Below are 12,910 nucleotides of genomic sequence, written 5' to 3' on the forward strand. Positions count from 1 at the left end.
TTTGGTCGATTTCGCGGCGTGAACGGTCGAACGAATCCACCGAGAACGGGGGTGCACGTTGATGGGAGGATATTTGATGGTCGATCGGGAAGTGGCCCTTGGCGCCACGCAGCGCGCGGGGCGCAACGTCTCCATGTCCGATGTCGCCGCCGCCGCCGGGGTCTCCCAGCAGACCGTATCCCGCGTGGTGAATGGGGCGCCGAACGTGAGCGAGAAGACCCGGGCGATGGTCCTTGAGGCGATGCGAGAGCTGGGGTTCAGGCCCAACTACGCGGGCAGGTCGCTGCGAGGGGGGTGCTATCGCGCGGTGGGCCTGTGCGCATACGATGTCACGCAGGTGGGCAACCTCACCATGCTTGATGGCATCCTGGCGGCGGCATGCGCCCAGGGATGCGCGGTGACGATGGTGGAGATGGATGAGAGGTCTGCCTTCTCGCTGGAGGACGCCTCGCGTCGCATGGCCGCCCTGCCCGTCGACGCGATGATCATCGGCATGAGCCGCATGGCGCCCGATTTCGAGACGTTCGATCCTCAGCCGGGTATGAACACCGTCATCGTGACCATGTGCGCGCACCCGCGCGTGACGACGGTCGATTCCGACCATTACGGTTGCTCCAAGCTCGTGATGGACCATCTATTCGAGTACGGTCACGAGCAGATTCGCTTCGTGGGTGGCCCTGCCTTTTCCATCGACAGCAAATTTCGCGAGGCGGGATGGCGTGATGCGCTCGCGTCTCGCAGGATCGAGCCCGTGGCGCCCCTGCGCGGTGACTGGACGGCCGACAGCGGCTACGAAGTCGGGCGCGCCCTTGCTGCCGATCGCACCATGACCGCCGTGTACGCTGCGAACGACCAGATGGCGGTTGGCGTCATCGCGGCCCTGCGCGAGGCGGGGCGCCGCGTCCCGGAGGATGTGAGCGTGGTGGGCATCGACGATTCGCTTAGGAGCATGATCCCCCATGTGGAGTTGACGACGGTTCGCTTTGATTTGAGGGAACGCGGCCGATTGGTGTTCGAACATGCCATGGGTTCGGTCGATGCGCCCATAGAGGCGGTGCGCATACCCGGTGAGCTGGTGCGTCGTTCGACAGTGGCGCCTCGCCCCTAGGCGCGCCGACGGTTCCGCCTCCGGTATCCAAATACCGTCCACGTAGAAAAACAGACCTTCTGGCGATATGAGACGGGCAAGGGAGGTGCGTATGCCCTTGCGGTGTTAACGTTACCACAAGCACGAGACACGGCGTGTCCAAGAGAAGGGGACGCCGGGTCGCCATGCGCAACCAGCGTATGGCGTGGTTCAATGCGATGTCCCATCGCATGAAAGGAGCGTTTCAATGCAAGTTTCACGTCGTCAGTTCCTGCAGGTCGGCGGTCTGGGCCTCATGGGCGCCATGGGCGCCGGTGCCCTCGTTGGCTGCGGTGGCGGCTCCGAGGCTCCCGCTGGTAGCGAGCCCGCTGCCTCCGGCACCGACAAGCCGGTCATCTTCTACAACCGCCAGCCTTCCAACAGCTCCACCGGTGAGCTGGACATGACCGCGCTCAACTACAACAAGAACACCTACTACGTCGGCTTCGACGCCAACCAGGGCGGCGAGCTCGAGGGCACCATGATCGTCGACTACATCAAGGCCCACATCGACGAGATCGATCGCAACGGCGACGGTATCATCGGTTACGTCCTCGCCATCGGCGACGTGGGTCACAACGACTCCATCGCTCGTACCCGTGGTTGCCGTAAGGCCCTGGGCACCGCGGTCGAGAAGGACGGCGCCATCGTGTCCGACGCCGCCGGCACCAACACCGATGGCTCTGCTACCGTGGTCAAGGACGGCACCCTCGAGGTCGACGGTAAGACCTACACCGTCCGCGAGCTCGCCTCGCAGGAGATGAAGACCACCGCCGGCGCCACGTGGGACGCCCCCACCGCCGGTAACGCGATCTCCACTTGGGCTTCCTCCTTCGGCGATCAGATCGACGTCGTCGTCTCCAACAACGACGGCATGGGCATGGCCATGTTCAACGCCTGGTCCAAGGAGAACAAGGTTCCCACCTTCGGTTATGACGCCAACTCCGACGCCGTCGCCGCAATCGCCGAGGGCTATGCCGGCACGATTTCCCAGAACCCTGCCGTCCAGGCCTACCTCACCCTTCGCCTGATCCGCAACGTGCTCGACGGCGTCGACATCGACACCGGCATTGGCACGGAGGACGAGGCTGGCAACGTGATCGCCGCCGACGACTTCAAGTACAGCGCGGACGAGCGCTCCTACTACGCCATGAACCTTGCCGTAACGGCCGACAACGCCGACAAGTTCGTCGACGCCACCGCTCTGTACGAGACCGCGCAGGAGCAGCTCAGCGAGGATGATAGCCCGTCCAAGAAGATTTGGCTGTCCATCTACAACTCCGCCGACAATTTCCTGTCCTCCACCTATCAGCCCCTGCTCGAGAAGTACAAGGACATCCTCAACCTCGACCTCGAGATCGTTGGCGGTGACGGCCAGTCCGAGTCCTCCATCACCAACAAGCTCGCCGATCCCAGCTCCTTCGACGGCTTCGCCATCAACATGGTCAAGACCGACAATGGCGCTTCGTACACGTCCTTGCTTGGCTAATCGGTTGACCCGCGCTGCAAACACGGTTTCGTAGCGACTCATGGGGGAAGAGGCGGCGCTTCTTCCCCCTGATTTATGAGGGCGCCGGTGCATGTGGCTACTTTTCACGGCGGCGCCCTTCCTCTTTCCTTCGGCACATCCCGTCTTTGGAGAGGCGGGCTTTCGAGAGATACCGGGAGGGATTACATGACAGAATCACAGCAAGATATCGTCCTCTCCATCAAGGGGATGAGCAAGACGTTCGGGCGCAACCGCGTTTTGGATCACATCAACCTCGATCTGCGCCGCGGTAGCATCATGGGCTTGATGGGCGAGAACGGCGCCGGCAAGTCGACCATGATGAAGTGCCTGTTCGGCACCTATCAAAAAGACGAGGGCACCATCACGCTCGACGGTCGCGAGATCAGCTTCTCCGGACCTAAGGACGCGCTGGAAAACGGTATCGCGATGGTGCACCAGGAGCTCAACCAGTGCCTAGAGCGCAACGTCGTGGACAACTTGTTCCTCGGTCGTTATCCCGTCAACAAGATGGGCGTCGTCGACGAGGCGCGTATGCGCAAGGAGGCCAACGACCTGTTCCGCCGCCTGGGCATGACCGTTAACCTCACCCAGCCCATGCGCACCATGTCGGTGTCCCAGCGCCAGATGGTCGAGATCGCCAAAGCTATCTCGTACAACGCCAAGGTCATCGTTCTTGATGAGCCCACTTCGTCGCTTATGGCGCAGGAGGTGGAGAAGCTCTTCCAGATGATGCGCAAGCTTCGCGAGCAGGGCATCTCCCTCATCTACATCTCGCACAAGATGGATGAGATCTTCGAGATCTGCGATGAGGTCTCGGTGCTGCGCGACGGCAACCTCGTGATGACGAAGCCCACCAGCGAGACGAACATGAACGAGCTCATCTCGGCCATGGTCGGCCGTTCGCTCGACAACCGCTTCCCGCCGGTGGACAACGTGCCGGGCGAGCCCATTCTGAAGATTCAGAACCTGTCCACGAAGTTCGACCCGCACCTGCAGGACATCACCTTCGACGTGCGCCGCGGCGAGATCTTCGGTCTGTACGGCCTGGTGGGCGCCGGCCGCACCGAGTTGCTTGAGACCATCTTCGGCATTCGCACCCGCGCTGCCGGCCGTGTGTATTTCCGCGACCACCTCATGAACTTCAGCAACGCCCGCGATGCCATGGATCACGGCTTCGCCCTCATCACCGAGGAGCGCAAGGCCAACGGCCTCTTCCTCAAGGGCGACCTCACGTTCAACACCACGATCGCGAACCTCGAGCAGTACAAGAACGGCCCCGCCCTGTCGAACGATAAGATGGTGCGCGCCACCAACCGCGAGATCAAGACCATGAACACGAAGTGCATGGGGCCCGATGATCTCATTTCCAGCCTGTCCGGCGGCAACCAGCAAAAGGTCATCTTCGGCAAGTGGCTCGAGCGCTATCCGCAGGTCTTCCTTATGGACGAGCCCACGCGCGGCATCGACGTCGGCGCCAAGTACGAGATCTACGAGTTGATCATCGACATGGCGAAGAAGGGCACGACGGTCATCGTCGTCTCCTCCGAGATGCCCGAGATCCTGGGCATCACCAACCGTATCGGCGTTATGTCCAACGGCCGTCTGTCCGGCATCGTTGACACCAAGAGCACGGACCAGGAAGAGCTCCTGCGTCTGAGTGCTAAGTATCTCTAGCGAGGGGGAGCTATGGCAACTACACCTAAGATCCTGACGGTTGAGGGGGAGACAGCCCTCCTGCAACCAATCGATACCTACATGAGCGGTATCCAGAGCAAGATCGATGAGCTTCGCTCGAGCGGCACCACCAAGGTGCTGTCGCTGCAGTCGAGCATCGACGCGATCAAGAGCGACCGCCTGCTCACCAAGCAGGAGCGCGAGCAGCGGATCGCCGCGCTGCAGAAGGAGATGGACGCGGCCAAGCAGGTCGAGAGCTCCCGCAAGCAGCAGGTGGCAACGCTGATCGCCGACGGCGAGGCATACCTCAAGGCCCACTACGACAAGGAATACCTCACGCCGGTCAAGGAGAGCTGCGCGGCCGAGCGCGTCGTGGCGAAGGAGAAGTACCAGAAGCACCTAGCTGAGCTCGAGGCCGAGCACAAGCAGCTGATGGCCAAAACCTCCGACGCCAAGGAGGCCAAGGAGGAGAAGTACGTCTACAAGAACAAGCAGTTCGATGCCAAGGTGACCTACCAGCTTGAGCTGCAGCGCATCAAGGATCGCCAGCACGACGCCGCGGCCTATCGCTATCACCTCATCGACCTGCTCCGTATGAGCCACTTCACGCTCGCCGAGAAGCTCGACCAGCGCTGGGAAGCCTATCGCTACACGTTCAACGCACACGACTTCCTGCTGAACAACGGCCTCTACATCGCCATTCTGCTGGTGTTCGCGGGCCTGTGCGTGGCGGCGCCCATCGTGAAGGGCACCAACCTACTCACGCCGCAGAACCTGCTCAACATTCTGCAGCAGGCATCGCCCCGTATGTTCTTGGCTCTCGGCGTTGCGGGGCTCATCCTGCAGACCGGTACCGACCTGTCCATCGGTCGTATGGTGGGTATGAGCATGGTCGCCTCGACGGTCATCATGCACCAGGGCCCCAACACCGGTACCATCTTCGGCGTGGCATATGACTTCTCCGGCATCCCGGTGGTGGGCCGCATCGTCATGGCGCTCGTCGTCTGCGTGGCGCTGTGCACGTTCTTCTCGGCGATCGCCGGCTTCTTCACCGCGCGGTTCAAGATGCACTGGTTCGTGTCCACCATGGCCAACATGCTGGTCATCTTCGGCTTGGTAACCTACGCTACCAAGGGTGTTTCGTTCGGCGCGATCGATCCTACGATCCCCAGCATGGTGACGCCTAAGATCAACGGCTTCCCCACGATCATCCTGTGGGCTATTGCCGCCATTGCCATCGTCTGGTTTATCTGGAACAAGACCACCTTCGGTAAGAACATGTTCGCCGTCGGTGGTAACCCCGAGGCCGCTGCCGTCTCTGGCATCAACGTCTTCGCGGTCTCCATCGGTGCCTTCCTGCTTGCCGGCGTGCTGTACGGCTTCGGCTCCTGGCTGGAGTGCATCCGCATGGTCGGCTCCGGCTCCGCTGCGTATGGCCAGGGCTGGGAGATGGACGCGATCGCCGCGTGCGTCGTCGGCGGCATCTCCTTCACCGGTGGTATCGGTAAGATCTCCGGCGTCACCGTGGGTGTCCTGATCTTCACTGCACTCACCTATGCGCTCACGATTCTCGGTATCGACACCAACCTGCAGTTCGTGTTCTCCGGCGTCATCATCCTTATCGCCGTCACGCTCGACTGCCTGAAGTACGTTCGCAAGAAGTAGTTGACCGACTACGGGGCCGGTGCCCCATCGATGCGATTCCCATCGCCCCTCGGAGCATCGGCGCTTCATGAGCCTATGGAGAATGTCATGAAGAAGGTATTCATTTGCTGCACGTCTGGTGTCACTACCGGTCTGCTCGTTCAGAAGATCGAGCTCGAGGTCTCGAAGCGCGAGCTTCCGCTCGAGGTGGAGGCCCTTCCAATTAACGTGTTGGTCGAGCGGTTGTCGGAGGCCGACGCGATTCTGCTGAGCCCCCAGGTCGCATTCGCCCAGAGCGGCATTCGCGAGGCTTCCGACGTTCCGTTGGCGAGCATCGACCCAGATGTGTACGCGCGTGCCGATGTCGCGGCAATCGTCGACGCGGCGCTCGAGCTGCTCGCGTCAAACGCATAGGCACTGCCTACGCGCAAACATGAGCTGATGAAAGAGGCGGCGGCCCCGATGTTTGTCGGGACCGCCGTCTTGTCTATATCAGTTGGGGCGCAAAGGGGTGGAGGGCGCAAAGTGCAAGGGGTGCCTTAGCGTGTGCGAAGCGGCCTGTTCCCGTTGCGATACACGAGGAAGCTGTAGAGGTACGTCACGATTCCTGCACCCAGGACCGCGGCCATCACAACCCAGAACGCGATCTCTCCGTGCTGGAGCGAGAGTGCGCCCGCGCCAACGACCGCAATTCCGGCCAATACGCACGCGATGCCGCAGAAGCGGTGCGTGAGGCGCCAGTTGTCATCGTCATCCAGCGCCCATGGGGTCCTTACGCCAAAGGTGTAGCTGCGCTTGATCTTGGGCATGTAATTGCCGAGTAGCATGAGGCCCACTCCCACCGCGATGCTCGTCGCTGGCCCGATGGGGCTGTCCGATTCGGGCAAGATACCGAAGACGGTGAGTTCGGAGCTCCACGTCATGGCGACGATGAAGATCGTGAACAGGATGACGAACCCGGTGTAGAACAACCCCATGCGCTCGTACGCCTGGCCGCGCGGATCCATGCGCGGGATGATGTGGAACATGAAGAGGAATAGCAGAGGCAGCGCATCGAGGGCCACAATCGCGGTGCGCCCCGTCCATCCGTCGACGGTTCCGGCTGCGTCCCAGTGTGTGGGAATCATCTCGGGCATGTGGGGGAGCAGGGCGATATGTCCCAGCAGGCTCACGATGCACAGTGCCGTCAAGGCAATGAGGGTGCGGCGGCCCAGGGGGCTTGTGGAGTGTCCGGGCTTGGTCGCCCTTTTATCGTTCGACATGGTGCTCATTGGAATCTCTCCTATCGGTGAACGTGTAGAACCAACTCATCAGATCCTGCAATACCGTCGTGTCGAGGCTGTAGATGATGTTCTGGCCATCTCTGCGTGCCTCGACCAGGCCTGCTGCCTTGAGTGAGTTCAGGTGGTGGCTGAGGGACGGTTTCGTCATGTCGAAATGGGTGGCGATCTCGCCCGCAGTTAGTTTTCCGCCGCGCAGCAACTCGAGGATGCGCCTACGTGTGGGGTCGGCAAGCGCCTTGAACGCCTCTCCTCCCATCGATCCTCCAATCCTTGGGGTCAATCCACCCGTTAGGTGGACGGCCTTTCACTTGGTTGATATTAGAAGATTAGATATCTATCTAAATAATGTCAAGTGCATTCCTTGGGGTGAGGCGGATGATGGTTACTATCGTGGCAAAACGCCGCCTGGGCCTGCGCCAGCTCGTGCCGATGCGCAGCATGGCGCGCATCGGTGCTTCCGCGCTCCGTTGGGATCAGATGCCGCGGGTTTTGTTTTTGAGGAAGAGGACGGGGCCGAGGTCGGGTTCGTGTGCCGGTGCAACGAGGCGGCAACCGGGACCGAGCGCGCGGGCAAGCGGTTCGAGCAGAAGGTCGCCCGCGGCGAAAGTCCCGCCCACATACGTGACGGGGATGGGCGCGCTCTGTGGCCCGCTGTGATGGAATAGCCCCCGGACGATCGCGTCGACCATGTCGGCCTCTTCTCGAGCGGCGCGTTCGAGGATGGTGAGAGCGGAGATGTCGCCGGCACGGGCGGCATCCGTGACGATCGGCGCGAGCGCGGAAACCGATGAGCGCTCGGCGTAATGACGCTGAGCCCACCCGATTACGTCGAAGTCATCGTCGATACCGAGTCTTTCGCGCACGAGTGTGTACAGGGCACCGCGCGCGTCGCGCCCATCGGCTTGACGGGTGAACGCTCGCAGGGCCTCCTTGCCCAGCCAACCGCCGGACCCCTCGTCACCGAGCTCGTAGTCCCATCCGCCGCAGCGCATGCTCTCGCCTCGACAGACGCCCAGCGCGATGGACCCGGTGCCGGAGATGATGGCGATGCCGTCCGCACAGTCCAGTCCTGCGGCCCAGGCGGCCTCGACGTCGTTGACTAACAGATGGGGCCGTGCGCCGGCGATGCGTTCCACCACCTCGTCCATGCGTCGCGATACATCGGCGCCCTCGCCGTAGCCGCAGAGGGCGAAGCCGATGCCCACGCTGGGAGCAGCGGGCTCGATGCACGTGTGGGAGGCTCGATCGAGTCCCCAGCAGACGCCTTCGGAAAGGACGCGCTCCATGCCCTCGAAGCCCACTTGCGAGTAATGGCAGGTGCCCAGCACCAGCCGATCGACGAAGGTGATGTCATCGTCATACAGGGAGAAGGCGGTTTTAGTTCCGCCTCCGTCGACGCCGAGCCACATCATGGGCAATGCCTTTCGTAGAAGTTGGTCGCTAAAGGGTAGAGGGGTGCGGGGAGGGGGCATGGGGCGAGCAGGATGCCCGAGGCGGGTCCATCGATCATGTCGTTCACGGCACGGCGTGAGCGGATGGCGGCGATTAGCTGGTCGATGCGCTCGGAGCGTGCGCGGCGCATACGGCCCATACGAGGACCGCGTGCACACGGCTCGATGAGGGAGCCGCCGCCGCACGCAAGTCCGCCGCCCCAGGGGACGCCGGCCTCGCGACAAGACGCCGTGAGGCGCATGAGCGCGTGTTCGGCGGGAGTGCAGGCATAGGCGTCGGTTGCGGCGAGCGCGTATAGGGGGCGCACGTGGCCGGGAAACGCCCCGGCGATGCGCGCAGCCTCTTCTGGACCTGTCGATTCGGCCGCGCTTGGGATGGGCGGCACGATGCGTTGGACGCGGATATCCCGCGCTTGGGCGATGCCGTCTGGCTGTTGGGGGGCGAACGTGCGCTCGTAGACGCCGAGGGCCTCCTCGAGGTCGTCCGCGAGGTGGAGCAATGCGGCTCCGAGCTTCCCTGTGCTCGCGTCGAGCAGTGCGAGGCCGATGGTGAACCCGCAAGCGGGATCGGCATCCTCGGAGTGTGGGAATTGAGCGGCCATCACGGGTCCTTGCGGGGTGGAGGGCAAACGAGATTGAGGATTACTCTAGCGCGTCCGCGCCGCAACGGAAAGGGCGAAGTTCTCGGTGAAGCTCGATGAGGATGTCGCCTGATGTGAGGGCGTAGCGATGGTAGAGGGGCCGTATAATGCCGTACCGTAACGATACCCATTCCACGAGTGAAAGGTCTGGCTCGTGTCCCGCATGATCTACCTCGTCCGCCATGGTCAGACGGTATTCAACACACGCCTGCTGATCCAAGGCCGCTGCGACTCGCCGCTTACCGACCTCGGCCGCGAGCAGGCCCGCGCCGCGGCCGTCTGGCTGCACGGGCGCGGCGTCCAATTCGATGCGGCGTTCTCCTCGCCCGCCGAGCGCGCCTGCTCGACGGCGGAGATACTGTGGGGTGGGCCGTATGCGCGCCTCATGGGCCTGAGCGAGCGCTCTTTCGGTGCGCTCGAGGGGACCGACGTGCTTGCGCTTCCCAAGCCGATGGGCGATTATCCGGTGGCGTTCGGGGGAGAATCCGAACGGGATCTGACCGGGCGCATGAACGGGGCCATGCACGCGATCGCATGTGGGGACCTGGAGCGGGACGCGGCTACCGAGCACACTTCCGCGTCCGCAGCGCTACCCATTCCGGGCCGCAGCGACGCTCCCATCGAGGCGTGCGCGATCGAGCCCCTTCCGACGGGTGCTCCGCGCACTGGAAACGTCCTCGTCGTGAGCCACGGGGCCGCGTGCAAGACGTTTGCACGAGCCTGGAGCGAGTTCGCCCAGGACGAACTCCCCGATCCCTTCCCCAACTGTTGCGTGCTCGTGTATCGATACGACCATGGCCGCTTCACCTTACTCGAGGCTGCCGACCCCGCGTCGCACCTCGGTGGCGAGGGGCTCCCCATATAACGCGTCTGCTGGGATGGAGCGCCCCTGCGGCTCGCGCGCGGCTCCCCGCGCCTCCAGGTGCTCTGCGCGAATTTCTGCTGTGCCCATCGGTTCGCTCGTTTCGCGACCGAAATTGAGATTGCGGAAATCTGGCTGCATGGCTCCTGTCGTTGCCGGTCGCGTTATCATCATCACGAATGACAACCATGGGTAACATGTGCCGCGCCCTCGTGAGACTGGATTGGGCGCGATGGGAGGGCAGAATGGAACACGCGATCGACACATCATCAGAGCCGACGGGCGCGGAGCCCGAAGCTTGCGCATGGCCCCTGCGTCTCGATCATCTGGAGATCGGCAAGGACGCTGTCGTCGCGTCGGTTGATGCGGACGACCAGGCGCTTCGTCAGCATATTCTCGACATGGGCCTCACCCCGGGCACCGAGGTGACCATGATGAAGTACGCGCCCATGGGCGATCCGATCGAGATTCGTTTGCGCGGCTATGAGCTTACGCTGCGCCGTGCGGATGCGGCCCGTATCGTGTTGGCGAATATCCACGACGCGCACAAGCTTCAGCGCGAGAACGCCGCGGTCGGTTCGACCGAGCATCCGGCTCTGGGGGAGAAAACCTATCGCCCCCGTCCCGGCGCCCATCCGATTCCCGCGGGGAATTCCATCGCCTTTGCCCTCGCCGGCAATCAGAACTGCGGCAAGACCACCTTGTTCAACCAGCTCACCGGATCGAACCAGCACGTGGGCAACTTTCCCGGCGTGACGGTCGACCGCAAGGACGGCCAAATCAAGGGCCATCCCGAGGCGACCATCACCGACCTGCCGGGCATATACTCGCTTTCACCCTATACAAGTGAGGAGGTCGTGAGTCGCAACTACATCCTGCAGACGAAGCCCGATGCCCTCATCGACATCGTCGACGCCACCAACATCGAGCGTAACCTCTACCTTACGATGCAGCTCATGGAGCTCGATCGCCCCATGGTGCTCGCCCTCAACATGATGGACGAGGTCGCCGCGAACGGCGGAACGATCGACGTTAACCTGCTCGAAAGCATGCTGGGTATTCCGGTCGTGCCCATCTCCGCCGCCAAAAACGAGGGGACGGGAGAGCTCGTGGAACACGCGATGCATGTCGCGCGCTACCGCGAGCGTCCGGGCCGCCTCGACTTCTGCGCGCCTGACGGGCCCGACGGCGGCGCCCTGCATCGCTGCATCCACAGCGTCGCGCATCTGATCGAGGACCACGCGAAGGCCGCGGAGATCCCTGTGCGCTTCGCGGCGACCAAGCTCGTCGAGGGTGATGCCCTGGTGCGGGAGGCCCTCGGTCTGGATCAAAACGAGCTCGATGCGCTTGAGCACATCATCTGCCAGATGGAGGGGGAGTCTGGGAAGGACCGGCTCTCGGCCTTGGCGGACATGCGCTTCGCGTTCATCGGCGAGGTGTGCCGTGCCTGCGTGGTGAAGCCACGTGAGAGCCGCGAGCACAAGCGCTCGGTGGCGATCGACCGCATCCTCACCGGCAGGTTCACGGCGTTTCCCGCGTTCCTGCTCATTATGGCGTTCGTGTTCTGGGTCTCGTTCGGCTCCCTCGGCGCGTGGCTGCAGGGCCTGATGGAGGAGGGGGTCTCGTGGCTGACCGGCCTCGCGGCCGGCGCGTTGGCTGCCGCCGGCGTGAACCCCGTGGTTCAGTCGCTCGTTATCGACGGCGTGTTCGCGGGTGTTGGCAGCATGTTGTCGTTCCTGCCGCTCATCGTCGTGCTCTTCCTGCTGCTCTCGATGCTCGAGGACTCCGGCTACATGGCGCGCGTCGCGTTCGTGATGGACAAGGTCCTGCGCCGCTTCGGCCTGTCGGGGCGCAGCTTCGTGCCCATGCTCGTGGGCTTCGGCTGCAGCGTTCCGGCGATCATGGCGACGCGCACTCTGCCCTCCGAACACGACCGCAAGATGACCGTCATGCTCACCCCGTTCATGAGCTGCTCTGCTAAGTTGCCCGTGTACGGCCTGCTCACCGCAGCCTTTTTCGCTCGCAACAGCGTGTTGGCAATGGTGTCGCTCTACTTGCTGGGCGTCGCCGTCGCCGCCGTGGTGGCGCTCGTGCTCAAACGCACGGCGTTTAAGGGCGAGCCGGTGCCGTTCATCATGGAGCTGCCGAATTACCGCCTGCCCTCCGCCAAAACGACGGTGATGCTCGCGTGGGACAAGGCGAAGGACTTCATCCAGCGCGCCTTCACCATCATCTTCGCGGCGAGTATCGTCGTGTGGTTCCTGCAGACTTTTGACGGCCAGCTCAACGTGGTGGCCGATCAGTCACAGAGCCTCCTTGCGGGTTTCGGCGGCATCATCGCGCCCGTGCTCGCGCCGCTCGGCTTTGGCGATTGGCGCGCCTCGACGGCGCTCGTGACCGGGCTGCTCGCCAAGGAGAGCGTGATCTCCACGCTCGCGGTGCTGCTGGGAACGGAGTCAGCCTCGGCGCTCGCCTCGCTGTTCACGCCGCTTACCGCCTACACCTTCCTGGTGTTCACGCTGCTGTATCCGCCGTGCGTGGCGGCGATCGGTGCGGTGAAGAACGAGCTGGGCCCGCGTTGGGCGGTCGCGGTCTTTGCCTTGCAATGCGGTGTGGCGTGGATCGCTGCGTTCGTCGTGCGCATAGTCGGCACCGCCTTGGGCTTTGCCTAGCGGCACTGCGTGTGATTTGGGAGCGGCTGTGCCTTTGACCCGTGCCC

At 63.1% G+C, this 12,910-nt stretch carries 11 protein-coding genes; 7 read left to right on the plus strand and 4 right to left on the minus strand.

The genetic code is table 11. From position 1 onward, the window contains the following. The first annotated feature begins 76 nt into the window (after nucleotides 1–76). From LK434_RS00635 to LK434_RS00655, 5 genes are all read left to right on the plus strand, one after another. Nucleotides 77–1,108, plus strand: coding sequence for a LacI family DNA-binding transcriptional regulator (locus LK434_RS00635; protein WP_006720963.1), 1,032 nt, complete (start codon nucleotides 77–79; stop codon nucleotides 1,106–1,108). 226 nt (nucleotides 1,109–1,334) lie between these two features. Continuing rightward, complete coding sequence (locus tag LK434_RS00640; RefSeq protein WP_006720964.1) at nucleotides 1,335–2,615, plus strand: substrate-binding domain-containing protein; 1,281 nt, start codon at nucleotides 1,335–1,337, stop codon at nucleotides 2,613–2,615. Nucleotides 2,616–2,801: 186 nt separating this feature from the next. Continuing rightward, nucleotides 2,802–4,310 carry a sugar ABC transporter ATP-binding protein gene (locus tag LK434_RS00645; RefSeq protein ID WP_006720965.1) on the plus strand — a complete coding sequence of 503 codons (1,509 nt, stop codon included), beginning with the start codon at nucleotides 2,802–2,804 and terminating at the stop codon, nucleotides 4,308–4,310. Between the two features lie 12 nt (nucleotides 4,311–4,322). Beyond that, a complete protein-coding gene (locus tag LK434_RS00650) occupies nucleotides 4,323–5,975 on the plus strand; it encodes a galactose/methyl galactoside ABC transporter permease MglC (protein ID WP_006720966.1) in 1,653 nt (550 codons plus the stop codon). Between the two features lie 87 nt (nucleotides 5,976–6,062). Beyond that, a complete protein-coding gene (locus LK434_RS00655) occupies nucleotides 6,063–6,368 on the plus strand; it encodes a PTS sugar transporter subunit IIB (RefSeq protein WP_050754969.1) in 306 nt (101 codons plus the stop codon). Between the two features lie 125 nt (nucleotides 6,369–6,493). Here the strand turns inward: LK434_RS00655 and LK434_RS00660 are convergent, their stop codons facing one another. The 4 genes from LK434_RS00660 to LK434_RS00675 all read right to left on the minus strand — a co-directional run bounded on the left by LK434_RS00660 (nucleotide 6,494) and on the right by LK434_RS00675 (nucleotide 9,290). Then, nucleotides 6,494–7,225 carry an SdpI family protein gene (locus LK434_RS00660; protein WP_227917768.1) on the minus strand — a complete coding sequence of 244 codons (732 nt, stop codon included), beginning with the start codon at nucleotides 7,223–7,225 and terminating at the stop codon, nucleotides 6,494–6,496. Then, the gene (locus LK434_RS00665) at nucleotides 7,203–7,493 is read right to left on the minus strand and encodes an autorepressor SdpR family transcription factor (protein ID WP_006720969.1); all 291 of its coding nucleotides are present in this window, start codon (nucleotides 7,491–7,493) and stop codon (nucleotides 7,203–7,205) included. The genes LK434_RS00660 and LK434_RS00665 overlap by 23 nt, the downstream gene beginning before the upstream one ends. Before the next feature lie 217 nt (nucleotides 7,494–7,710). Then, complete coding sequence (locus LK434_RS00670) at nucleotides 7,711–8,649, minus strand: N-acetylglucosamine kinase (protein ID WP_006720970.1); 939 nt, start codon at nucleotides 8,647–8,649, stop codon at nucleotides 7,711–7,713. Then, the gene (locus tag LK434_RS00675) at nucleotides 8,646–9,290 is read right to left on the minus strand and encodes a hypothetical protein (protein ID WP_006720971.1); all 645 of its coding nucleotides are present in this window, start codon (nucleotides 9,288–9,290) and stop codon (nucleotides 8,646–8,648) included. The genes LK434_RS00670 and LK434_RS00675 overlap by 4 nt, the downstream gene beginning before the upstream one ends. A gap of 202 nt (nucleotides 9,291–9,492) precedes the next feature. Here LK434_RS00675 and LK434_RS00680 point away from each other — a divergent pair, with 202 nt between their 5' ends. Then, nucleotides 9,493–10,194: a histidine phosphatase family protein gene (locus LK434_RS00680; RefSeq protein WP_006720973.1), complete on the plus strand. Its 702-nt coding sequence runs from the start codon at nucleotides 9,493–9,495 to the stop codon at nucleotides 10,192–10,194. Nucleotides 10,195–10,436: 242 nt separating this feature from the next. Further along, nucleotides 10,437–12,863 carry a ferrous iron transport protein B gene (feoB, locus tag LK434_RS00685; protein WP_148334548.1) on the plus strand — a complete coding sequence of 809 codons (2,427 nt, stop codon included), beginning with the start codon at nucleotides 10,437–10,439 and terminating at the stop codon, nucleotides 12,861–12,863. The last annotated feature ends 47 nt before the right edge of the window (nucleotides 12,864–12,910 follow it).

The sequence above is a fragment of the Collinsella stercoris DSM 13279 genome (genome assembly GCF_020735465.1).
Lineage (GTDB): Bacteria > Actinomycetota > Coriobacteriia > Coriobacteriales > Coriobacteriaceae > Collinsella > Collinsella stercoris.